The organism is Pseudomonas sp. PSE14, assembly GCF_029203285.1.
Taxonomy (GTDB): Bacteria; Pseudomonadota; Gammaproteobacteria; order Pseudomonadales; family Pseudomonadaceae; genus Pseudomonas.
Window position 1 is genome coordinate 4506245 of record NZ_CP115669.1, and the last position, 21820, is coordinate 4528064.

General features: G+C 66.0%; 20 protein-coding genes. 11 read left to right on the plus strand and 9 right to left on the minus strand.

The genetic code is table 11. From position 1 onward, the window contains the following. The first annotated feature begins 12 nt into the window (after positions 1-12). Complete coding sequence (locus O6P39_RS20610; RefSeq protein ID WP_275608291.1) at positions 13-405, plus strand: hypothetical protein; 393 nt, start codon at positions 13-15, stop codon at positions 403-405. A gap of 737 nt (positions 406-1142) precedes the next feature. Here the strand turns inward: O6P39_RS20610 and O6P39_RS20615 are convergent. From O6P39_RS20615 to O6P39_RS20625, 3 genes are all read right to left on the minus strand, one after another. After that, positions 1143-1427, minus strand: coding sequence for a hypothetical protein (locus tag O6P39_RS20615; protein WP_275608292.1), 285 nt, complete (start codon positions 1425-1427; stop codon positions 1143-1145). Between the two features lie 148 nt (positions 1428-1575). Next, on the minus strand, positions 1576-3198 hold the full coding sequence (locus tag O6P39_RS20620) for an MFS transporter (RefSeq protein WP_275608293.1): 1623 nt from the start codon (positions 3196-3198) through the stop codon (positions 1576-1578). 183 nt (positions 3199-3381) lie between these two features. Next, the gene (locus tag O6P39_RS20625; RefSeq protein WP_275608294.1) at positions 3382-5046 is read right to left on the minus strand and encodes a GMC family oxidoreductase N-terminal domain-containing protein; all 1665 of its coding nucleotides are present in this window, start codon (positions 5044-5046) and stop codon (positions 3382-3384) included. 121 nt (positions 5047-5167) lie between these two features. On the opposite strand from O6P39_RS20625, the gene O6P39_RS20630 reads away from it, so the two are divergent. Further along, on the plus strand, positions 5168-6073 hold the full coding sequence (locus O6P39_RS20630; RefSeq protein ID WP_275608295.1) for a LysR family transcriptional regulator: 906 nt from the start codon (positions 5168-5170) through the stop codon (positions 6071-6073). A 199-nt stretch (positions 6074-6272) separates the two neighbouring features. Here O6P39_RS20630 and O6P39_RS20635 read toward each other — a convergent pair whose 3' ends face one another. The 4 genes from O6P39_RS20635 to O6P39_RS20650 form a co-directional block, all read right to left on the minus strand. Next, a complete protein-coding gene (locus tag O6P39_RS20635; protein ID WP_275608296.1) occupies positions 6273-6818 on the minus strand; it encodes a DUF4256 domain-containing protein in 546 nt (181 codons plus the stop codon). Positions 6819-6994: 176 nt separating this feature from the next. Continuing rightward, complete coding sequence (gene eco / locus O6P39_RS20640) at positions 6995-7477, minus strand: serine protease inhibitor ecotin (protein WP_275608297.1); 483 nt, start codon at positions 7475-7477, stop codon at positions 6995-6997. 109 nt (positions 7478-7586) lie between these two features. After that, positions 7587-8360, minus strand: a complete 774-nt coding sequence (locus tag O6P39_RS20645) for a tellurite resistance TerB family protein (RefSeq protein WP_275608298.1) — start codon at positions 8358-8360, stop codon at positions 7587-7589. Between the two features lie 197 nt (positions 8361-8557). Beyond that, a complete protein-coding gene (locus tag O6P39_RS20650) occupies positions 8558-9274 on the minus strand; it encodes a tellurite resistance TerB family protein (RefSeq protein WP_275608299.1) in 717 nt (238 codons plus the stop codon). A gap of 255 nt (positions 9275-9529) precedes the next feature. On the opposite strand from O6P39_RS20650, the gene O6P39_RS20655 reads away from it, so the two are divergent. The 9 genes from O6P39_RS20655 to O6P39_RS20695 all read left to right on the plus strand — a co-directional run bounded on the left by O6P39_RS20655 (position 9530) and on the right by O6P39_RS20695 (position 20029). Then, positions 9530-10441, plus strand: a complete 912-nt coding sequence (locus tag O6P39_RS20655) for a LysR family transcriptional regulator (protein ID WP_259756729.1) — start codon at positions 9530-9532, stop codon at positions 10439-10441. A 234-nt stretch (positions 10442-10675) separates the two neighbouring features. Beyond that, positions 10676-12172: a gamma-aminobutyraldehyde dehydrogenase gene (locus O6P39_RS20660; RefSeq protein WP_275608300.1), complete on the plus strand. Its 1497-nt coding sequence runs from the start codon at positions 10676-10678 to the stop codon at positions 12170-12172. Between the two features lie 118 nt (positions 12173-12290). After that, complete coding sequence (gene ydcS, locus O6P39_RS20665) at positions 12291-13436, plus strand: putative ABC transporter substrate-binding protein YdcS (RefSeq protein WP_275608301.1); 1146 nt, start codon at positions 12291-12293, stop codon at positions 13434-13436. A gap of 242 nt (positions 13437-13678) precedes the next feature. Next, a complete protein-coding gene (locus tag O6P39_RS20670) occupies positions 13679-14707 on the plus strand; it encodes an ABC transporter ATP-binding protein (protein WP_275608302.1) in 1029 nt (342 codons plus the stop codon). Positions 14708-14720: 13 nt separating this feature from the next. Continuing rightward, positions 14721-15659 carry an ABC transporter permease gene (locus tag O6P39_RS20675; protein ID WP_089285880.1) on the plus strand — a complete coding sequence of 313 codons (939 nt, stop codon included), beginning with the start codon at positions 14721-14723 and terminating at the stop codon, positions 15657-15659. Then, positions 15649-16455, plus strand: coding sequence for an ABC transporter permease (locus O6P39_RS20680; protein ID WP_138212584.1), 807 nt, complete (start codon positions 15649-15651; stop codon positions 16453-16455). Before O6P39_RS20675 ends, O6P39_RS20680 begins: the two co-directional genes overlap by 11 nt. A 251-nt stretch (positions 16456-16706) precedes the next feature. Beyond that, complete coding sequence (locus O6P39_RS20685; RefSeq protein ID WP_275608303.1) at positions 16707-18131, plus strand: gamma-aminobutyraldehyde dehydrogenase; 1425 nt, start codon at positions 16707-16709, stop codon at positions 18129-18131. Positions 18132-18234: 103 nt separating this feature from the next. Further along, on the plus strand, positions 18235-18711 hold the full coding sequence (locus O6P39_RS20690) for an ester cyclase (RefSeq protein WP_275608304.1): 477 nt from the start codon (positions 18235-18237) through the stop codon (positions 18709-18711). A 160-nt stretch (positions 18712-18871) separates the two neighbouring features. Beyond that, positions 18872-20029 carry a methyl-accepting chemotaxis protein gene (locus O6P39_RS20695; RefSeq protein WP_275608305.1) on the plus strand — a complete coding sequence of 386 codons (1158 nt, stop codon included), beginning with the start codon at positions 18872-18874 and terminating at the stop codon, positions 20027-20029. Between the two features lie 158 nt (positions 20030-20187). Here the strand turns inward: O6P39_RS20695 and O6P39_RS20700 are convergent, their stop codons facing one another. Beyond that, entirely contained in the window at positions 20188-20517 is a 330-nt protein-coding gene (locus O6P39_RS20700) for a hypothetical protein (protein WP_275608306.1), read from the minus strand. A 143-nt stretch (positions 20518-20660) separates the two neighbouring features. Next, positions 20661-21767 (minus strand): NADH:flavin oxidoreductase/NADH oxidase, encoded by a 1107-nt coding sequence (locus O6P39_RS20705; RefSeq protein WP_275608307.1) that lies wholly within the window; start codon positions 21765-21767, stop codon positions 20661-20663. Between the last annotated feature and the right edge of the window lie 53 nt (positions 21768-21820).

A 21820-nucleotide genomic window follows, 5' to 3' on the forward strand; every position in this document is an offset into this window, starting at 1 on the left:
CGGGGTGGATAGATGAAGGTATTGAAATTGTCGGCCGTACTGGCTGCCGCTGCGCTGTTGAGCGCCTGCGGTGGCAGTAACCAGGCCAAGGTCTGCGGTTCGGACGATGTGAAGAACCAGTTGGTGAAGATCTTCCTCAGTGGTTCGCTGTCCAGTCAGGCCGACGCCCTGACCAAGGCCGAGCTGAAGGACGTGGCGATCATCGAGAAGGACCCGGACAGCGGCGTGCTGGAATGCGTCGGCACGCTGTCGGTGCCGGTGGTTGGGCAGGTAGCGTCCGGCACCCTGAAATACCGCATCGCCCCGGCGGCCAAGTCGGATCACGACTACCTGCTGCTGTTGGCCGATGGCGATCTGGCCAATGCCTTCGCCAAGCGTATCGAGGGCATGATCCCGCGGCAGTGAGGGTTATCCACAGATAGTGAAAAACCGGCCCATGTGGCCGGTTTTTTTATTGGGCGCGTTTTGTCGATGCGTCGAGGACAGAGCCCGCAATTGCGCGAGCGCACGACGCCGGTGTTCGCCAGGGGATACCGAGTCATCCGCGATGGATTTCGCGGACAAGGTCCGCTCCTACGAATAGCACTCCCGCTCTGGCTCTGGCTCTGGCTCTGGCTCTGGCTCTGGCTCTGGCTCTGGCTCTGGCTCTGGCTCTGGCTCTGGCTCTGGCTCTGGCTCTGGCTCTGGCTCTGGCTCTGGCTATTGAGGATTTCCAGCGAAGTATCCGCGCACTCCGGAGCGCCCCTTCAGGAGGCCGAGTGGAATCGGAGTTTCAGGGGTTGAGCGGCATGGATGCCGCGAGAGCGTCGTTGGGCCATGGATGGCCCGTCGACGCGGGCCCCTGAAACTTCGATGGAGCGAGGGAAACGAAGCGCAGCGAAGTAACAGCCGAAGGCTGGCCCGAAGGGTGAGCGAAGCGAATCAGTCCCGCGAAGCGGGACCCGGATGATGGGGCAGAGACTTTTGCCCACTTTGGGTCGTTTGCCAAAGTGGGTCGCCCGAGGGGGCGAAACAAAATCTCTCAGCCCACGCCGAAGCGGCGCAGAAACACCCAACTCAGAAGAGCATCGCGGACAGAGTCCGCTCCTACGGGAGCCGTGCCGGGCCTGACCGGTATGCCCCCCAAGGCCCCCGTTGAGGACTCAGAACCCTTCCAGATCGATCAACTCTCCCTCGAACGTCAGCCAACCGCCCTGTTCGTTCGCCGCGCCATCGCGGATTTCGCCGTAGTAGGACAACCCGTTGTCCAGCGTCACGCAGACATGGGTGGGCTCCTCCGGCGCATCCAGCTGGCCGTCGAAGCTCAGCTTGATGATGCCCGGCTCCGGCGCGCTCAGGCTGGCCGGCACACGCGCGTTGTCCACCGCCTCGGTTTCACGCCCCCAGTGCTCGGCGCTGACGGTAACGGTGAGTAATGCCTGGCTCATGTTCGCTGGATCTCCGCAAAGGTCCCCGGCGCAACGCGCACCGGGCAATGCGGCAAGGGTATTCCAGCGGCGCCGCCCAGGCGAGCCCGGATCGCGCCGAATGAACACGAAGGGCGCCCGCAGGCGCCCTTCGTGAAAAGCTCACCGATCAATCGGCATGGATGTCGTTGTGGCGCGTCTCGCGCAGGAACAGCAGTGCGCAGACCAGGCTCACGGCAGCAATCAGCACCGGGTACCACAGGCCGTAGAAGATATCCCCGGTGTACACCACCAGCGCGAACGACAGGGTCGGCAGCAGGCCGCCGAACCAGCCATTGCCGATGTGGTAAGGCAGCGACAGCGAGGTGTAGCGGATGCGGGTCGGGAACAGCTCCACCATCAGCGCCGCCAGCGGGCCGTAGCAGAGGCAGGAGATCAGCACCAGCGCCACCAGGATGGTGATCACCATGCCCTTGTTGACCATCGACGAATCCGCCTTGGCCGGGTAGCCAGCCTCCTTCACCGCAGCACTCAGGGCGGCGGCGTCGAAGCCTTCGATGCGTTTCTCGCCCACCGTCACCACCACGCCGCTACCGGCCGGCGCGGCCTCGCTGCTGTAGGGCACACCGCTCTTCACCAGCAGCGTCTTCACCTGGTCGCAGGGGCTGTCGAATTTGGCCTTGCCCACCGGGTCGAACTGGAAGGTACAGGTCGACGGGTCTGCCATCACGGTGATCGGCGCCGTGCGCGAGGCCTGGTCGATCTGCGGGTTGGCGTAATGGGTCAGCGCCTGGAACAGCGGGAAGTAGCCCACCGCCGCCAGCGCCAGGCCCGCCAGCAGCACCGGCTTGCGGCCGATCTTGTCGGACAGCCAGCCGGCCACCACGAAGAACGGCGCGCCGATCACCAGGGCGACGATCAGCAGTTCGTTGGCCAGGGCGCCGTCCACCTTCAGCACCTGGGTTAGGAAGAACAGCACATAGAACTGCGCGGTGTAGAAGGTCACCGCCTGCCCGGCGTTGATGCTGAACAGCGCGGTAAGGACGATGCGCAGATTCTTCCAGTTGGTGAAGGACTCCTTGAGCGGCGATTTGCTGGTCTTGCCCTCGGCCTTCATCTTCAGGAACGCCGGAGACTCCTGCATCGACAGGCGAATCCAGGTGGAAATGCCCAGCAGCACGATCGACAGCAGGAACGGCAGGCGCCAGCCCCAGGTTTCGAACTCATCGCCGGTCAGTTGGCGGCAGGTGAGGATCACCAGCAGCGACAACAGCAGGCCGCCGGTGGCGGTGGACTGGATCCAGCTGGTGTAGCTGCCGCGCTTGTTGGCCGGGGCGTGCTCGGCCACGTAGATCGCCGCGCCGCCGTATTCGCCGCCCAGCGCCAGGCCCTGGAGCATGCGCAGCGCGATGAGGATGATCGGCGCGGCCACGCCGATGGTGGCGTAGGACGGCAGAAGGCCGACGGCGAAGGTCGACAGGCCCATCAGCAGGATGGTGGCGAGGAAGGTGTACTTGCGCCCGATCATGTCGCCCAGGCGACCGAACACCAGCGCCCCGAAGGGCCGGACCAGGAAGCCGGCGGCGAAGGCCAGCAGGGCGAAGATGAAGGCGGTGGTGTCGTTCACCCCGGCGAAGAACTGCTTGCTGATGACCGCCGCCAGCGCGCCGTAGAGGAAGAAGTCGTACCACTCGAACACCGTGCCGAGCGACGAGGCGAAGATCACCTTGCGCTCTTCGCGGCGGGACGACACATGCCGCTCGTAGGAACTGGATTGCGCTACATCGGTCATTGCGGGCTCTCCTGCCCCTTCAGGGGCTCTTATTGTTGTTTCGGCCACGACTGCCGCGGTTTTCACACCGCGCGATAGCGTTTCGGTGTTGCTCCTTGTAGGAGCGCTTGCTCGCGAACCGCCTGACACCTCAGCGGCAGGGAGCGGAGTTTCACGTCACAGCAGTGGGCGACGGGATCGCCGTCACGCCACGGGAGCTTGTTGCTGCGCTTGCGCACTAGAGGGGATGACCTCCGGGTTGCGCGCGGGTTCGCTCAAAATCATCTGCGCCGCCTTCTCGGCGATCACCAGCACCGGCGAACAGCTGTTGCCGGAGGTCAGGCTGGGCATGACCGAGGCGTCGGCGATGCGCAGGCCGGGAATGCCGTGCACCCGCAGCTGGCTGTCCACCACCGCCCCCGCACCCTGTCCCATGCGGCAGGTGCCGGCGGGGTGGAAGATGGTGGTGCCGATCTCGGCGGCGGCGCGATGCAGGTCTTCCTCGCTCTGGTAATCCGGGCCGGGCTTGAACTCCACCGGGTTGAAGCGCGCCAGCGCGGGCGCCGCGGCGATGCGCCGGGTCAGGCGGATGGCGTCGGCGGCCACCCGCAGGTCTTCCGGGTGGCTCAGGTAATTGGGCTGGATGATCGGCTTGTCGCGCGGGTCGAGCGAGCGCAGCGTCACCGAGCCCCGGCTCAGCGGCCGCAGGTCGCAGACCGACGCGGTGAACGCTGGGAAGCTGTGCAGCGGCTCGCCGAAGCGTTCCAGGGAGAGCGGCTGCACGTGGTATTCGAGGTTGGCCGAGCGCTGGCCCGGGTCGGACTTGGCGAAGGCGCCGAGCTGGCTGGGTGCCATGGACAGCGGGCCGCTGCGCTTGAACAGGTACTCCAGGCCCATGCCCATCTTGCCCCACAGCGTCGAGGCGATCTGGTTCAGCGAAGGCGCGCCGCTCATGCGGTAGATCAGGCGCAGTTGCAGGTGGTCCTGCAAGTTGCCGCCGACGCCGGACAGCTCATGGCGCACGCCGATGCCGTGCTTCTCCAGCAGATCGCGCGGGCCGATGCCGGAGCGTTGCAGCAGTACCGGCGAGTTGATCGCACCAGCGCAGAGGATCACTTCGCGCCTGGCCCGCAGCTCGCGGCGCGCCCCCTGCCAGTTCACCTCCAGCCCGGTGGCGCGGCCGTTCTCCAGCAGCACGCGGAGGGCCTCGACGTGGGTCAGCACGGTGAGATTCGGACGGTTGGCGATAGGTCGCAGGAACGCTTTCGACGCATTCCAGCGTACGCCGCTGCGCTGGTTCACCTGGAAGTAGCCGCAGCCTTCGTTGTCGCCGCCGTTGAAGTCCTCCACCGACGGAATACCCGACTGCGCCGCCGCCTCGCGGAAGGCATCGAGGATCGCCCAGGACAGCCGCTGCTTCTCCACCCGCCATTCGCCGCCAGAGCCATGCAGTTCGCTGGTACCTGCGAAGTGGTCCTCCATCTTCATGAACAGCGGCAGCAGGTCGTTCCAGCCCCAGCCGGGATTGCCCTCGGCGGCCCAGCCGTCGTAATCCAGCGCCTGGCCGCGCATGTAGATCATGCCGTTGATCGAGGAGCAGCCGCCGAGCGTGCGCCCACGGGGGTACTTGATGGCGCGGCCGTTCAGGCCCGGCACCTGCTCGGTGTCGAAACACCAGTCGGTGCGAGGGTTGCCGATGCAGTAGAGGTAACCGACGGGTATATGAATCCAGGGATAGTTGTCCGGGCCGCCGGCTTCGAGCAGCAGCACGCGGTTGGCAGGGTCGGCGGACAGACGATTGGCCAGCAGGCAACCGGAGGGGCCCGCACCGACGATCAGGTAGTCATACGCATCCAGTGCCTGAGGCATGGAAAGTCCCTCGTCGTGCTTGTTCTTTTTGTATGAGGACCGAGCCTAGTCGTTCGTTCCTGATAAAAGAACAATCGTTTTGAGTCAGCTATTGTTTGTTTTCTAACAACGAGAGCCACCCATGTTCGACTGGAATGACCTGCGCTACTTCCTGGAGCTGCACCGCAGCGGTCGCCTGCTGACCACCGCCAAGCGCTTGGGCACCACCCACGCCACCGTGGCGCGGCATATCGAGAACATCGAGCGCGACCTCGGCACCCAGCTCTTCGCCCAGCACACCGGCGGCTACCAGCTCACCCCCGCCGGGCAGGCGCTGCTCAAGCACGCCGAGGCCATGGAGAACACCGCCCTGCTCGCCCAGGAGGAGATGAGCCAGGCCATCTCGCCGCTGGGGCAGATCCGCATCGGCGTCACCGAAGGCCTGGGCACCATGTTCCTGGCCCCGCGCATGGGCGAACTGATGCGCCGCTACCCGGGGCTGGAAGTGGAACTGGTCTCGGTGCCGCGCTTCGTCAGCATCACCAACCGCGAGGCGGACATCGCCATCACCCTGGAGCGCCCCAGCGCCGACCTGGTCATCAGCCGCCGTCTCACCCGCTACCGCCTGAGCCTGTTCGCCAGCCCCGCCTACCTCGCCTCCGCCCCACCCCTGCGCGACCGCGAGGACCTGAGCCGGCATCCCTGGATCGGCTACGTCGACGACCTGCTGTTCAGCCAGGAACTGCTGTTCCACCACAGCTTCTGCCGCCACCCGCAGGTGGTGTTCCGCAGCACCAGCGTTGTCGCCCAGCAACAGGCCGCCCAGGCCGGCATCGGTATCGCCATCCTTCCCCAGTACATGGGCCTGCACGACCCGCTGCTGGTGCCGGTGCTGCCGGAGGAATTCATCGAACGGGAATACTGGATGTGCACGCGGCGGGAGCTGCACCGGTCGGTGCGGCTGAGATTGGTGTGGGATTTTCTGCTCGAACTGTGCGAACGCGAACAACAGGTACTGGTCGGCGGCCAAAGCGCATCGCCAACGTAGGGCGTACAACCGTTCGCGGTTGTACGCCGATACACCGCTGCTGAACGACAGCTTCAAGATCGAGTCCGGAGCGCTCTGCAACCAAGGTCAATCGGCGGATAACGTCAGCTGGGCGAGGTGCTCTTGATCTCGTAGGTGCATCCCGTGCGGAGATTGCTGTCGCGGTTTGCGGGCCCGCCCTGACAAAGAGCAAACGACGTCAGACCCGCAACACACCACGGAACCCACGCGCGGCGTAATAGGACTGCGCGCCGTTGTGGTAGACGAACACGGTGTCGTAGCGGCGGTCGCAGAACAGCGAGCCACCGAGCTTGCGAATGGCCGGCGGGGTCTGCACCCAGCTGGAGGTCTTGAGGTCGAACTCGCCGAGCTTCTGCAGTTCGCGATACTGCGCTTCGCTGAGCAGCGAGATGCCCATGGCCTCGGCCTGTTCCACAGCGCTACCGGTGGGCTTGTTCTCTTTCCTGGCGTCCAGCGCCTCGCGATCGAAGCAGAGGCTGCGGCGGCCGGCGGGGCTCTCCGGGGAGCAGTCGAAGAAGAGGTATTCGCCGGTGGACTCGTCCTGGCCGACCACGTCCGGTTCGCCGCCGGTGTTCTCCATTTCCTGCAGCGAACGCAGTTTCTCCGGGCTGGACTCCAGGCGGGTCTGCACCTGGGCCCAGTCGATGCCTGGGTGGCGGTTTGCGTGTTTTTCGAAGCGTGCTTGCAGCAGGCTCACCAGGTCGGTGCGTTGTTTGGCGTTCATCGGGGTCTCCATTCGAGCAGCCAGTCCTTCGAGGGGTCGGCTCAGCGTAGCGGCAATGCTCGTTCGGCGCCTTCTCAGGAGACGGGGCGGCGCCGGGTGCTTGCTCGCGAACGTGTCAGGCTTTGGGGCCGACGAGGCGTTTGTTCGCGAGCAAGCTCGCTCCTACAGGAGACGGGTTACTCGGCGCGGGCGTGCTGGACCTTCTCGGACGCCGACCAGATGCGATAGCGCACTTCCACATCCTTCGGCGCATAGACCACGATCGGCAGCTTGCTGTTGTAGCGCAGCACGAAGCCGTCGCCGACCACCGGCACGAAGTCCTTGCGGGTCTTGCCGTCCGGGCAGGCCATCATCGTGCTGGCGGGGCCGCTGACCTTGTCCAGGCGGTAGTAGGAGTAGCCCCAGCCTTCCAGGGTCTTCTCTTCCAGGGTGCCGCCCAGGCGCTGGCGGTTGCAGTCGACAGTCAGCGTCTTGCCGGCCAGGATCTCGACCTTGAAGTCTTCTTCGTGGGTCTGCTTGGGCAGGTGGATGACCTGGCGGACGAAACCGTCCTCGGCCTTGGGATAGGGCGCGACGTCGTCGAGCTTGGCCGCATGAGCCAGGGTGGCGGTGGCGCTGAGCAGCAGCGCAGTGGGGAGGGTGAATCGAATGAACGGCATGAAGCCTCCTTGCAGAATTGAAGAACGAACGCACCGCACGGGTGCGTTCGTCGAAGCGCTCTGACCCTCAAACTGTACGAATGCTCCTACAGCTTTGCCCTGAGTTGTATCAAGCTACTTCGCCACCAGCCTTCGCCTGCTGCTCCAGATGCGCCTGCAGCTCGGGATCGAGGTTGAGGTTGTAGGCGAGTTCGTCGAGGTAGGTACGTTCGGCGTCCTGCTGGTCGTCCACCAACATCACGCTGACCAGGTACATCTCCGCGGCCACGGCGGGATCACCCTGGGCGGCCTGGGCGACTTCGGCGGCATCCAGCGGCTTGCGCATCTCGGCGTCGATCCACGCCTGCAGTTGCGGCTCGCCGGCATGGCGCTGCAACTCGGCCTGGATGGCGGCCTGTTCGCGTTCGTCGATGCGGCCGTCCGCCTTGGCCGCCGCCAGCATGGCCTGCAGGATGGCGTGGCTGTGGGCTTCGGCCTCCGGACCTTCGAGCTGGTCGACGGTGGTCAGCGACGACTGCTGCGCGGCGTTGGCGCTCTGCTGGCGTTGCCAGTTCTGGTAGGCCTGGAAGGCCATCATGCCCAGCGAGGCGAGCATGGCGTAGTTGACGCCACCAGCGCTGGAGCGGCCTTGCGGCATACCACCGCCACCGCTGCCGCCGCCGAGCATGCTGCCCAGTACGCTACCCAGGCCGCCAAGACCACCCGCGCCACCGCTGCTACCGCTGCCGAGGATCGAACCCAGGCCACCGCTGGCGCCGCCACCCAGCAGCCCGCCGAGCAGACCGCCCAGACCACCCAGCGGGTCCGCGCCGCCCTGTTGCTGTTGCGCCGCCGAGCCCTGTCCGGCCCGCAGCAGTTGTTCCAGTAGATCGGTTGTGTTCATGACAAGTCCCTCGCCTTCGCGCGGTGTGCGTTGGGCAACGATAGTCCTGCCACACCGATGCGCCAGCGCTCTCCGCCGGCCGGCCCGCTGTGGTCGGGACGCCCGGCGACGGAGCCTATCGGGCCGACGCGCTCAATACCGGAGCCAGGCGTCCCGGCGCGAGCCATTGCGGGCGATTGCGAGGGGGATCACGCCTTTCATGCCGGCACGGCTTGCAGGGCTTTGCTCGCCTGGGCTTCCAGCTCGACCTTGAGGCCGGCGTCGAGGCTCAGTTGGCGGGCCAGTTCGTCGAGGTAGGCACGCTCCATGAAATTGGTCTCGTCGACCATCAGCAGGCTCGCGAGATACATCTCGGCGGCCATTTCCTCGCTGGTAGCGGCGCGAGCGACCTCGGCCGGGTCGAGCGGCTTGGCCAGTTCGCGGTCGAGCCAGCCCTGCAGCTCAACGTCGCCGGTGAGCTTGGCGATTTCGCCATCGATCAGCTGGCGTTCGCGATCATCGATATGTCCGTCGGCCTTGGCGGCGGCAACGATGGCCCGCAGGATCGCGTGGCTGTGCTGTTCGGCCTGGGCCGGCGGCAGGCGATCGACGGTCTGCGGTTCGCCGCGCGGGGCGCTGGCCTGCTTCTGCTGCCAGTCACCGTAGGCCTTATAGGCGAGCACGCCGAGCGCCGCGAGACCGCCGTAGGTGACGACCTTGCCGCCGATCTTGCGCGCCTTCTTGCTGCCCATCAGCAGGCCCAACGCGCCCGCCGCCAGAGCGCCACCACCGGCGCCGGAGAGCAGACTGCCGAGGTCCAGGCCGCCCTTGCCGGATGAAGAGGGCTGGCCACTGTCCTGCCGGGCAACGCCCTTGTTCTGCAGGAGGTCCTGGCCGGATTTGAGCAACTGGTCGAGCAGGCCGCGTGTGTTCATGGCGATCTCCACTGTCTCTTGGAATCGGAAAATGTGGATTCCGACTCTAGCCCGACGGGCGATTCAGACGGAGTGACAGTGTGCTTCCGGATATTGCGGGCCTTTTCCCTGCGGACCCGCAGTGCGATAAGCGGCTTTCCTTCGATAAAAAAGAATGCTCCTATAGATTTTCGATAATCAACAATGAAAAGCGCTGGAGTGCCGTCCTAGAGGCCCGCACTCTGCCATCACCGACTCGCAAGCGGCCCACCGCCCATGATGACGCTCCGCCAGATCCGCCATTTCATCGCCGTCGCCGAGACTGGCTCGATCTCCGCCGCCGCCCAGGCGGTGTTCATTTCCCAGTCGACTCTGACCCTGGCCATCCAGCAACTGGAAGAAGAGATCGGCGTACGCCTGTTCGATCGCCACGCCAAGGGCATGACCCTGACCCACCAGGGCCACCAGTTCCTGCGCCAGGCGCACCTGATCCTGGCCACGGTGGAGAACGCCAAGCGCAGCCTGCAGCAGAGCACCGATCAGGTGGCCGGCAGCCTGACCATCGGGGTGACCAGCCTGGTGGCGGGCTATTACCTGGCGGACCTGATCAACCGCTTCCAGCGCGCCTACCCCAACGTGCAGACCCGCGTGGTGGAGGACGAGCGCCCGTACATCGAGCACCTGCTGGTAAGCGGCGAGATCGACGTCGGCGTGCTGATCCTCTCCAACCTGGAAGACCGCCACGCCCTGCAAACCGAGGTGCTGACCCACTCGCCGCACCGCCTGTGGCTGCCGGCGCAGCACCCGCTGCTGGAGCGCGACAGCATCGCCCTGGCCGATGTGGCCGGCGAGCCATTGATCCAGCTGAACGCCGACGAGATGGGCCTGCACACCCAGCGCATCTGGTCGCGTGCCGGGCTCGTGCCGCAGGTAACGCTGCGCACCGCCTCGGTGGAAGCGGTACGAAGCCTGGTGGCGGCAGGCCTGGGCCTGTCGATCCAGCCGGACATGACCTACCGCCCCTGGTCGCTGGAGGGCGACATCATCGAGGCGCGGCCGCTGGTGGACCTGTCCGAACCACTGGACGTGGGCCTGGCCTGGCGGCGCGGCACAGCGCGGCCACCGCTGGTGGACCCGTTCCTCACCGTCGCCCGCGAGCAGCCCAACGCGAAGAAGCTGTCCATTTAGATGTAGGGCGCATAACCGCTTGCGGTTATCCGCCAAGAAGGTTCGGATCTGCGCTGACGGCGGATAACGCTTGTGGCGTTATGCGCCCTACGGGTTCGGCGCAGCAGAGCCAGCCATTCGATTTAATCGAATGCCACTTTCAGTAATTAGAATTTGTAGACCCCACGCCCGGACTCTAGTCTCTGCCTCCATGCAAAGGGCCAGTTCCGGGCACCGCCCCGCCGGAGCACGCACATGGCCCCCGAAAACAAGACAGATAAAAGACGAGTTTCCAAGATGACCGGCGCAACCCTGCATACCGCCTTGCTGATCGACGGCCAACTGGTCGCCGGCGAAGGCATGGCCGAGCCGATCATCAACCCAACCACGGGCGAAACCATCGCCAGCATCGCCGACGGCTCCATCGATCAGGTCGAGCAGGCCATCGCTGCTGCGCATCGCGCCTTCCCCGCCTGGGCCCGTACCACGCCCGCGCAGCGCGCCACCGCCCTGCTCGCCATCGCCGATGCCATCGACAAGCGCGCCAATGATCTCGCCCAGCTGGAATCGCTGAACTGCGGCAAGCCGCTGCACCTCGCGCGCCAGGACGACATCCCGGCCACCGCCGACGTGTTCCGCTTCTTCGCCGGCGCCGTGCGCTGCCAGCAGGGCCAGTTGGCCGGCGAATACGTACCCGGCCATACCAGCATGGTGCGTCGCGACCCGGTGGGCGTGGTCGCCTCCATCGCGCCGTGGAACTACCCGCTGATGATGGCCGCGTGGAAAATCGCCCCCGCGCTGGCCGCCGGCAACACGCTGGTGTTCAAGCCGTCCGAGCACACTCCGCTGAGTATCCTGGCGCTGGCCCCGGCCCTGGCGGAAATCCTCCCCGCCGGTGTGATCAACATCGTCTGCGGCGGCGGCGAAGGCGTCGGCAGCCATCTGGTCAGCCACCCGAAGGTGCGCATGGTGTCGCTCACCGGCGACATCGTCACCGGGCAGAAGATTCTCCAGGCCGCCTCGCGCACACTCAAACGCACCCACCTGGAACTGGGCGGCAAGGCACCGGTGATCGTCTGCAACGACGCCGACCTCGAAGCCGTGGTCCAGGGCGTGCGTACCCATGGTTACTACAACGCCGGGCAGGACTGCACCGCCGCCTGCCGCATCTATGCCCAGGCCGGCATCCATGACCGCCTCGTCGCCGAGCTGGGCGACGCCGTGGCAAGCATCCGCTTCGCCCGCAAGCGCGACGCCGACAACGAGATCAGCCCGCTGATCAGCGCCCGCCAGCGCGACCGCGTGGCCAGCTTCGTCGAACGCGCCCTCGGCCAGCCGCACATCGAGCGCGTCACCGGTGCCGCCGTGCATTCGGGCCCCGGCTTCTACTACCAGCCGACCCTGCTGGCCGGCTGCAAGCAGCAGGACGAAATCGTCCAGCGCGAAGTATTCGGCCCGGTCGTCACCGTGACCCGCTTCGACCAACTGGAGCAGGCGGTGGACTGGGCGAACGACTCCGAATACGGCCTGGCCTCCTCGGTGTGGACGCAGAACCTGGACAAGGCCTTCCAGATCGCCAACCGCCTGCAGTACGGCTGCACCTGGATCAACACCCATTTCATGCTCGCCAGCGAAATGCCCCACGGCGGGCTCAAGCGCTCGGGCTACGGCAAGGACCTGTCCAGTGACTCGCTGCAGGACTACAGCGTGGTGCGCCACATCATGGCGCGCCACGGCCAGCAACTGGATTGAACCATCCGGCGGGACACCCGCCGGCACATAAGAAACGCCCCGGCGGTACGCCGCGCGAGGGCTGTTGCTCGATTGAACTGCCCCACCAATAGAGACAACAACGAGAGGGAGACACCCGATGCGCAAGACCGCACTGCTCAGTGCCATCACCACCGCCCTGCTGGCCAGCGCCGGCGTCCAGGCCGCCGAGGCCCTGAAGGAAGTCGGCAAAGGCGAAGGCCGCCTGGACATCATCGCCTGGCCCGGCTACATCGAGCGCGGCCAGTCCGACAAGAACTACGACTGGGTGACCCAGTTCGAGAAGGACACCGGCTGCCAGGTCAACGTGAAGACCGCCGCCACTTCCGACGAGATGGTCAGCCTGATGGCCAAGGGCGGCTACGACCTGGTCACCGCCTCCGGCGACGCCTCCCTGCGCCTGATCTACGGCAAGCGTGTGCAGCCGATCGATCCCTCGCTGATTCCTAACTGGAAGAACATCGACCCGCGCCTGAAGGACGCCGCCTGGTACGTGGTGAACGGCAAAACCTACGGCGCGCCGTACCAGTGGGGCCCAAACCTGCTGATGTACAACACCAAGGTCTTCCCCACCGCGCCGGACAGCTGGAAGGTCGTCTTCGAAGCCCAGAACCTGCCCGACGGCAAGTCGAACAAGGGCCGCGTGCAGGCCTACGACGGCCCGATCTACGTCGCCGACGCCGCGCTGTACCTGAAGGCGACTCAGCCGGAGCTGGGCATCACCGATCCGTACCAGCTCGACGAGAAGCAATACGCGGCCGTGGTCGAACTGCTGCGCAAGCAGCATGACCTGATCCACCGCTACTGGCACGACACCACCGTGCAGATGAGCGACTTCAAGAACGAAGGCGTCGCCGCTTCCGGCGCCTGGCCGTACCAGGCCAACGCCCTGAAGGCCGAAGGTCAACCGATCGGCACCGTGTTCCCGAAGGAAGGCGTCACCGGCTGGGCCGACACCACCATGCTGCATGCCGAAGCCCAGCACCCGAGCTGCGCCTACAAGTGGCTGAACTGGTCGCTGGAACCCAAGGTGCAGGGCGACGTGGCGGCCTGGTTCGGCTCCGTGCCGGCGGTGCCGGAAGGCTGCAAGGCCAGCACCCTGCTGGGCGGCGAAGGCTGTGCCACCAACGGCTACAACCAGTTCGACAAGATCGCGTTCTGGAAGACCCCGGTGGCCGAGGGCGGCAAGTTCGTTCCCTACAGCCGCTGGACCCAGGACTACATCGGGATCATGGGCGGCCGTTGAGGCAGGGATTTTTCCCAAGCGCCTGACAGCTCCCTCTCCCTTCAGGGAGAGGGTTGGGGAGAGGGAATCCAGGCCCCGTGCCTGAGGCCAGCCCTCTCCCCCTGCCCCTCTCCCTGAAGGGAGAGGGGAGCCAGTCCCGCGCAACGCCCACCCACGAACCACATCCGTACCGATTCACCCGTATCTCAGATTCACGGGCAGGGCCCGGCCGCGCCGGATTCCTGCCCCTTGGAGCGTGCACCATGACCACTCCCGCTGTTCAATTCACCCAGGTCTCCCGCCAGTTCGGCGAGGTGAAAGCCGTTGACCGGGTGTCCATCGACATCAAGGACGGCGAGTTCTTCTCCATGCTCGGCCCGTCGGGTTCGGGCAAGACCACCTGCCTGCGCCTGATCGCCGGCTTCGAGCAACCCACCGCAGGCTCCATCCGCATCCATGGCGAGGAGGCCGCCGGCCTGCCGCCCTACCAGCGCGACGTCAACACCGTGTTCCAGGACTACGCACTGTTCCCGCACATGAGCGTGCTGGAGAACGTCGCCTACGGCCTGAAAGTGAAAGGCATCGGCAAGGCCGAGCGCCTCAAGCGCGCTGAAGAAGCCCTGGCCATGGTTGCCCTGGGCGGCTACGGCGTACGCAAGCCAGTGCAGCTCTCCGGTGGCCAGCGCCAGCGCGTCGCCCTGGCCCGCGCCCTGGTGAACCGCCCTCGCGTGCTGCTGCTGGACGAACCCCTCGGCGCGCTGGACCTCAAGCTGCGCGAGCAGATGCAGAGCGAGCTGAAGAAGCTGCAGCGCCAGCTGGGCATCACCTTCATCTTCGTCACCCACGACCAGAGCGAAGCGCTGTCCATGTCCGACCGCGTCGCGGTGTTCAACAAGGGCCGCATCGAGCAGGTCGACACCCCGCGCAATCTCTACATGAAGCCGGCCACCCCGTTTGTGGCCGAGTTCGTTGGCACCTCCAACGTACTGCGCGGCGACATCGCCCAGAACCTCACCGGCAACGCCCAGCCCTTCTCCATCCGCCCCGAGCACATCCGCTTCGCCAACGGCGAACGCAGCGCTTCGGACATCGAGATCAGCGGCCTGCTGCACGACATCCAGTACCAGGGCGCGGCGACCCGCTACGAGATCCGTCTCGACAACGGCCAGAACCTCTGCCTCAGCCAGGCCAACAGCCAGTGGGCCGACATCGACCTCGCCCACCAGCCGGGCCAGCGCGTGACCGCTCGCTGGGCGCGCGAGGCGATGGTGGTGCTGAACGAGGGCGCGTGAGATGGAACTGACGATGAATGCAGCGCTGCCGGCGGCCAGCAATGGTCCGCTGCGCCGCCTGTCCAACCTGCTCTACCGCAAGCCGACGCTGTACCTCTCGCTGCTGCTGATCCCGCCGCTGCTGTGGTTCGGCGCGATCTACCTGGGCTCGCTGCTGACGCTGCTGTGGCAGGGTTTCTACACCTTCGACGACTTCACCATGACGGTGACGCCGGACCTGACCTGGGCCAACTTCGGCTCGCTGTTCAGCGGTTCCAACTTCGACATCATCCAGCGCACGGTGCTGATGGCGGTCGCGGTGTCCATCGCCAGCGGCGCGGTGGCCTTCCCCATCGCCTACTACATGGCGCGCTACACCACCGGCAAGACCAAGGCGTTCTTCTACATCGCCGTGATGATGCCGATGTGGGCCAGCTACATCGTCAAGGCCTACGCCTGGACCCTGCTGCTGGCCAAGGGCGGCGTGGCGATGTGGTTCGTCCAGCACCTGGGCCTGGAGCCTGTACTAAACCTGCTGCTGGGCATTCCGGGGATCGGTGGCAACACCCTGTCCACCTCCAGCTTCGGCCGCTTCCTGGTGTTCGTGTACATCTGGCTGCCGTTCATGATCCTGCCGATCCAGGCCTCCCTGGAGCGCCTGCCGCCGTCCCTGCTGCAAGCCTCGGCGGATCTCGGCGCGCACCCGCGGCAGACCTTCTTCCAGGTCATCCTGCCGCTGTCGATCCCCGGTATCGCCGCCGGCTCGATCTTCACCTTCAGCCTGACCCTGGGCGACTTCATCGTGCCGCAACTGGTGGGCCCGCCGGGCTACTTCATCGGCAGCATGGTCTACGCCCAGCAGGGCGCGATCGGCAACATGCCGATGGCCGCCGCCTTCACCCTGGTGCCGATCGTGCTGATCGCCGTGTACCTGTCCATCGTCAAACGTCTGGGGGCCTTCGATGCACTCTGAGAAAGCATCCTGGGGGCTCAAAGCGGCCGCCTGGGGCGGGCTGGTGTTCCTGCACTTCCCGATCCTGATCATCTTCATGTATGCCTTCAACACCGAGGACGCGGCCTTCAGCTTCCCGCCCAAGGGCTTCACCCTGCACTGGTTCAGCGTCGCCTTCGCGCGCCAGGACGTGCTCGAAGCCATCGAGCTGTCGGTGAAGATCGCCAGCGTCGCCACGCTGATCGCCATGCTCCTGGGCACGCTCGCGGCCGCCGCGCTGTATCGCCGCGACTTCTTCGGCAAGGAAGGCATCTCGCTGATGCTGATCCTGCCGATCGCCCTGCCCGGCATCATCACCGGCATCGCGCTGCTGTCGGCGTTCAAGACCCTCGGCATCGAGCCGGGCTTCCTGACCATCGTCATCGGCCACGCCACCTTCTGCGTGGTGATCGTCTACAACAACGTCATCGCACGCTTCCGCCGCACCTCCCACAGCCTCATCGAAGCCTCGATGGACCTGGGCGCCGACGGCTGGCAGACGTTCCGCTACGTGATCCTGCCCAACCTCGGCTCGGCGCTGCTGGCGGGCGGCATGCTGGCGTTCGCGCTGTCCTTCGACGAGATCATCGTCACCACCTTCACCGCCGGCCATGAGCGCACCCTGCCGATCTGGCTGCTCAACCAGCTGGGCCGCCCGCGTGACGTGCCGGTGACCAACGTGGTGGCGATGCTGGTGATGATCGTGACCATGCTGCCGATCCTCGGCGCCTACTACCTGACCAAGGGTGGCGAAGGCGTGGCGGGGAGCGGGAAATGACATGGGTGCCATGCGCCCTCTCCCCCGCCCTCTCCCTGAAGGGAGAGGGAGTTATCCGTGCCGGCTGACACCCTGGTTTCATCCTGCACCGAACGGTCCCCTCTCCCTTCAGGGAGAGGGTTAGGGAGAGGGAAAGCCCCCGCTCCCAACTAACAGAACCCCTCAGGCCCGCCGCCCCAAAACCGGCAGGCCCCTAAAAAGAAACACCCCAACCGAATTTGCACCACGCTCCTGAACAAGAGGACTCAACCATGCAAACCAACCTGCTGATCAACGGCCAACTGGTCGCTGGCGAAGGCGAGAAGCTCGCCGTCCTGAACCCGTCCCTGGGCACCACCCTGGTGGAGATCGCCGAGGCCACCCCAGCCCAGGTCGACGCCGCCGTGCTGGCCGCCGATGCCGCCTTCGACAGCTGGTCGCAGACCGCGCCGAAGGACCGCTCCCTGCTCCTGCTGGCACTGGCCGACGCCATCGACGCCAACGCCGAGGAACTGGCCCGCCTGGAGTCCAACAACTGCGGCAAGCCCTACTCCGCCGCGCTGAACGACGAACTGCCGGCCGTGGCCGACGTGTTCCGCTTCTTCGCCGGAGCCTGCCGCGTGATGCAAGGCTCCGCCGCCGGTGAATACCTGCCGGGCCACACCTCGATGATCCGCCGTGACCCGGTGGGCGTGGTCGCCTCCATCGCACCATGGAACTACCCGCTGATGATGGTCGCGTGGAAACTCGGCCCGGCCCTGGCCGCCGGCAATACCGTGGTGCTCAAGCCGTCCGAGCAGACCCCGCTGACCGCCCTGCGCCTGGCCGAACTGATGGCCAGCATCTTCCCCGCCGGCGTGGTCAACCTGGTCTTCGGCCGTGGCCCGAGCGTCGGCGAGCCGCTGACCACCCACCCGAAAGTGCGCATGGTGTCCCTGACCGGCTCGGTCGCCACCGGCAGCCGCATCATCGCCGGCACCGCCGACACCGTGAAGCGCATGCACATGGAGCTGGGCGGTAAGGCCCCGGTGATCATCTTCGACGACGCCGACATCGACGCTGCGGTGGAAGGCATCCGCACCTTCGGCTTCTACAACGCAGGGCAAGACTGCACCGCCGCCTGCCGCATCTACGCGCAGAAGGGCATCTACGCCAAGTTCGTGCAGAAGCTCGGCGAAGCCGTGTCCAGCATCCAGTACGGCGAGCAGGACGACCCGAACACCGAGCTGGGCCCGGTCATCACCGAACAGCACCTGGAGCGCGTGATCGGCTTCGTCGAGCGCGCCAGGCAAGTGCCGCACATCGAAGTGGTCACCGGCGGCAAGCGTGCCGACCGTGCGGGCTTCTTCTTCGAGCCGACCGTACTGGCCGGCGCCCGCCAGGACGACGAAGTGGTCCGCCGCGAAATCTTCGGCCCGGTGGTCTCGGTCACCGAGTTCGAGGACGAAGCACAGGCACTGGCCTGGGCCAACGACTCCGACTACGGCCTGGCCTCCTCGGTGTGGACCAGTGACATCGGTCGCGCCCATCGCCTGTCCGCGCGCCTGCAGTACGGCTGCACCTGGGTCAACACGCACTTCATGCTGACCACCGAGATGCCCCACGGCGGCATGAAGCTGTCGGGCTACGGCAAGGACATGTCGATGTACGGTCTGGAGGACTACACCGCGATCCGTCACGTGATGATCAAGCACTGATCCTGACTACCATCAGTAGAACCCGGCGCCACGCCATGCGTGGCGCCGCACTCATCGGCCGCCCGGCCGACAACCCGCGGGCACGCCCGCAACGGAGGCAAGCATGCGTCACCTCGTCAGAGCGTTTTACCTGCTGTCGCTGTTCACCTTTGCCGGTCTTGTACAGGCAGCAGAGTCACCCAAGCAGATCGTCGACGCCTACATGGCCGCGTGGAACGCCCACGATGCCGAGAAGGCCGCCGGCTACCTGGCCAAGGACGCGGAGTACTTCGACGTCACCGTCGGCACCCCGCAGAAGGGCCGCGAAGCCGCGCGCGACAATGTGATCAAGGTGTTCGTGGGGGCCGTGCCGGACCTGAAATGGAAGATGAATGGCAAGCCGATCGTCGACAAGGACGGCATCGCCTTCCAGTGGACCTTCAGCGGCACCAACACCGGTGCCTGGGATGCCCAGACCCCGGCCACCAACAAGCCGCTGTCGTTCGACGGCGTGAGCTACGTGAAAGTGAAGAACGGCAAGATCGTCTACCAGGGCGACTACTACGACGCCCTGGGCCTGCACAAGCAGCTCGGCTGGTAAGGCCGCCACAGAAAAGCAGGGCGGATAACGCTGCGCGCTGTTCGCCCTGCGTAGCGACCACCAGCCCCTCGCACAGCCGCGCCTCCGGGCGCGGCCGACATTAGAAGAAAGCAGCCCCCACCTTCCCATCTGCCCTCACCCGTCACAGCAGTCGCAAGCCATGCCAACCACACTCGAAAAACGGCCCGCCAAGGCCGAGGACAACTCCAGCACCCGCTCCACCATCGAACAGGTCAAGCAACTGATCGCTGACCTCAACGTACGTTGGACCGAGATCAGCAAGGTCTCCGAAGTCATCAAGCAGATCGCCAAGAACACCAACCTGGTGGCGCTCAACGCCGCCATCGAAGCCGCCCGCGCCGGGGAAAGCGGGCGCGGCTTCGCGGTGGTCGCCGACGAGGTGCGCCGCCTGGCCACCCAGTCGGCCAACGCCACCGCCGACATCGGCAACGTCGTCGCCTCGATCAAGAGCGAAAGCGCCAAGGCCCTGGCCGACGTCGAACAGGCTGAACATTCAAGCCTGCTGGACACTGCCCGCGTGGTGCTGGCCAGCGAGACCCAGCGCCTGGAAGCGCGCTTTGCCGTGATGGCCACCGCGCTCTACGGCCTGAAGAACTTCCTGATCGGCATGAAGACCCGCAACCTCGGCCCGCAACGCGAGCAGATCGACGCGGTGATGCACGAATACCTGACCCGCAACCCCGACCTGCTGGCCTTCGCCTGCGGCTGCGAACCCAACGCCTTCGACGGCCGCGACGCCGAGTTCGCCAACGCACCGGGGCACGACCCCAGCGGTCGCCTCATGGCCTACTGGCACCGCGGCAGCGGCGTGGCCCAGCGCGAATGCCTGGTCGGCTACGACAAGGCCGATGGCAGCGGCGACTGGTACCAGATCCCCCGCGACAAGGGCCGCGACGTATTCATGGAGCCCTACGAATACAGCGTCGGCGGCAGCACCGTGCTGATGACCTCGTTCATGTCGCCCATGTTCGCCAACGGCCGCTTCCTCGGCATCCTCGGCGCCGACTACACCCTGCACCAGTTGCAGGAAAGCCTCGGCAAGCTCACGCCCATGGGCAACGGCCACTACACGCTGATCTCGAATGCTGGCGTCTACGTCGCCCATCCCGACGCCCGCCGCCTGGGCGACAAGGCCGGCGAACTGCCCGCCGAAGCGCGCACCGCCATCGCCCAGGGCAAGCCCTGGGAACAGGTGAAGGGCCGCTGCGTGGAGCTGCTGCAACCCATCCGCGTGGGCGACAGCGATGCGCCCTGGGCCCTGATGATGAGATTCGAGCTGGCCCAGGCGGGGGAGTGACCGTCGGCAGGGGCGTCCTTCGGGCGCCGGGACACGTAGGGCGTATAACGTTCGACGTTATACGCCGACTGACAGCGGTCCCCGGGCACTCCGAACCTGGCTCCGGAGCCGCCGATACGTTCGGTGTACCGGCGTACAACCGCGAACGGTTGTACGCCCTACGCCCTGTCCGGCAACTCGGTGATGTGGATTTCCGTCACCAGTGTCGGCTTCACCAGCGGCGTACGCGCCAGCAGTGGGCAATAGCGCGCCAGGGCACCGATCAGCTCCCACTGGGTATCCAGCGATTTCGACAACACGTCCACATCCGCCAGCACCCGCTGCCCCACGCGCTGCAGGTGCGGGTCCGGACTGTGGCCGAGCTCCACCGACAGCTGGGTGATCAGGGTGCTGAGGTTGGTCATGTTGCGGGTGGCGAGCGCAAGGATGTTCGCCAACAAGGCGATCTCGGATTGCGGGATGGCGACGGGCTTGGCAGGTGCGTCCATGCGTGCTCCGGTGGGTGATTGCGCGGTCCTTGCGCGAGCAGTGCAAGCCTAGCACCGGAATAACAAGTTGTGACATACATCACATTTCATTTTTTTGCATGACCAGGTCACGCGGGGCCGCCCCCGCGTGACCCGGTGAGGCATCAGACCTGCCCGAACGCCTTGCGCTGCGGCGTACCCCGCTGGGCGGCACGTAGATACTGCGGCGGCCACGGGACCGGCTGGCCGCCCAGCTCGTCGGCGGCGTGCAAGGGCCAGTAAGGATCGCGCAGCAGCTCGCGGGCCAGCAGGATCAGGTCGGCCTGGCCGGTACGCAGGATGTGTTCGGCCTGGACCGGCTCAGTGATCATGCCAACGGTGCCGCTGGCGACCCCGGCCTCCTTGCGCACGCGCTCGGAGAACTGCGTCTGGTAGCCCGGCCCTACCGGAATCTCGGCGTTCACCGCCGTGCCGCCGGAGGACACGTCGATCAGGTCCACGCCCAGGTCCTTCAGGCGGCGCGCCAGCTCCACCGTCTCGTCGGGGTTCCAGCCGTCCTCCACCCAGTCGGTGGCCGACAGGCGGACGAACAGCGGCAATTCCTGCGGCCATACCGCGCGCACGGCCTCGGTGACCTCCAGGAGGAAACGGATACGGTTCTCGAAACAGGTGCCGTACTGGTCGCGGCGCTGGTTGGAGAGCGGCGAGAGGAACTGATGCAACAGGTAGCCGTGGGCGGCGTGCACCTCGACGATCTTGAAGCCGGCGGCCAGGGCGCGCTCGGCGCCGCGCACGAACTGCTGCTTGATGGTTTCCATCTGCTCTTCGCTCAGGGCGATGGGCGCGGTGTGCTGCGGGTCGAAGGCGATGGCGGACGGCGCCACCGGAGTCCAGCCGCCCTCGCTGATCGGCACCGAGCCGTGCTTGCCCAGCCACGGCGCCCAGGTGCTGGCCTTGCGCCCGGCGTGGGCCAGTTGCACGCCGGCCACCGCGCCCTGGGATTCCAGGAAGCGGGTAATGCGGCGCAACGGCTCGATCTGCTCGTCGTTCCAAATGCCCAGGTCTTCAGCGCTGATCCGCCCTTCCGGGGCGACGGCCGTGGCTTCGACGATTACCAGCCCGGCGCCCCCCACGGCGCGGCTCCCCAGGTGGACCAGGTGCCAATCGTTGGCCAGTCCGTCCTGGGCGGAGTACTGGCACATGGGGGAAACGGCGATGCGGTTGGACAGGGTCAGCTGGCGTAGGGTCAAGGGCTCGAACAACTGGCTCATGGCGAAACTCCCTGTGGTCTTCAGTTCTTGTACTACAACTGTAGACCGGGTTC

Excerpts from the sequence above, each read along its gene's own strand:
- O6P39_RS20645 (WP_275608298.1), bottom strand. The coding sequence starts at position 8,360 with ATGAACACAACCGATCTACTGGAACAACTGCTGCGGGCCGGACAGGGC.
- O6P39_RS20705 (WP_275608307.1), bottom strand. The coding sequence starts at position 21,767 with ATGAGCCAGTTGTTCGAGCCCTTGACCCTACGCCAGCTGACCCTGTCC.
- O6P39_RS20670 (WP_275608302.1), top strand. The coding sequence starts at position 13,679 with ATGACCACTCCCGCTGTTCAATTCACCCAGGTCTCCCGCCAGTTCGGC.
- eco (WP_275608297.1), bottom strand. The coding sequence starts at position 7,477 with ATGCCGTTCATTCGATTCACCCTCCCCACTGCGCTGCTGCTCAGCGCC.
- O6P39_RS20700 (WP_275608306.1), bottom strand. The coding sequence starts at position 20,517 with ATGGACGCACCTGCCAAGCCCGTCGCCATCCCGCAATCCGAGATCGCC.
- O6P39_RS20630 (WP_275608295.1), top strand. The coding sequence starts at position 5,168 with ATGTTCGACTGGAATGACCTGCGCTACTTCCTGGAGCTGCACCGCAGC.
- O6P39_RS20695 (WP_275608305.1), top strand. The coding sequence starts at position 18,872 with ATGCCAACCACACTCGAAAAACGGCCCGCCAAGGCCGAGGACAACTCC.
- O6P39_RS20650 (WP_275608299.1), bottom strand. The coding sequence starts at position 9,274 with ATGAACACACGCGGCCTGCTCGACCAGTTGCTCAAATCCGGCCAGGAC.
- O6P39_RS20660 (WP_275608300.1), top strand. The coding sequence starts at position 10,676 with ATGGCCCCCGAAAACAAGACAGATAAAAGACGAGTTTCCAAGATGACC.
- O6P39_RS20655 (WP_259756729.1), top strand. The coding sequence starts at position 9,530 with ATGATGACGCTCCGCCAGATCCGCCATTTCATCGCCGTCGCCGAGACT.
- O6P39_RS20615 (WP_275608292.1), bottom strand. The coding sequence starts at position 1,427 with ATGAGCCAGGCATTACTCACCGTTACCGTCAGCGCCGAGCACTGGGGG.
- O6P39_RS20635 (WP_275608296.1), bottom strand. The coding sequence starts at position 6,818 with ATGAACGCCAAACAACGCACCGACCTGGTGAGCCTGCTGCAAGCACGC.
- ydcS (WP_275608301.1), top strand. The coding sequence starts at position 12,291 with ATGCGCAAGACCGCACTGCTCAGTGCCATCACCACCGCCCTGCTGGCC.
- O6P39_RS20690 (WP_275608304.1), top strand. The coding sequence starts at position 18,235 with ATGCGTCACCTCGTCAGAGCGTTTTACCTGCTGTCGCTGTTCACCTTT.
- O6P39_RS20610 (WP_275608291.1), top strand. The coding sequence starts at position 13 with ATGAAGGTATTGAAATTGTCGGCCGTACTGGCTGCCGCTGCGCTGTTG.
- O6P39_RS20675 (WP_089285880.1), top strand. The coding sequence starts at position 14,721 with ATGAATGCAGCGCTGCCGGCGGCCAGCAATGGTCCGCTGCGCCGCCTG.
- O6P39_RS20680 (WP_138212584.1), top strand. The coding sequence starts at position 15,649 with ATGCACTCTGAGAAAGCATCCTGGGGGCTCAAAGCGGCCGCCTGGGGC.
- O6P39_RS20625 (WP_275608294.1), bottom strand. The coding sequence starts at position 5,046 with ATGCCTCAGGCACTGGATGCGTATGACTACCTGATCGTCGGTGCGGGC.
- O6P39_RS20620 (WP_275608293.1), bottom strand. The coding sequence starts at position 3,198 with ATGACCGATGTAGCGCAATCCAGTTCCTACGAGCGGCATGTGTCGTCC.
- O6P39_RS20685 (WP_275608303.1), top strand. The coding sequence starts at position 16,707 with ATGCAAACCAACCTGCTGATCAACGGCCAACTGGTCGCTGGCGAAGGC.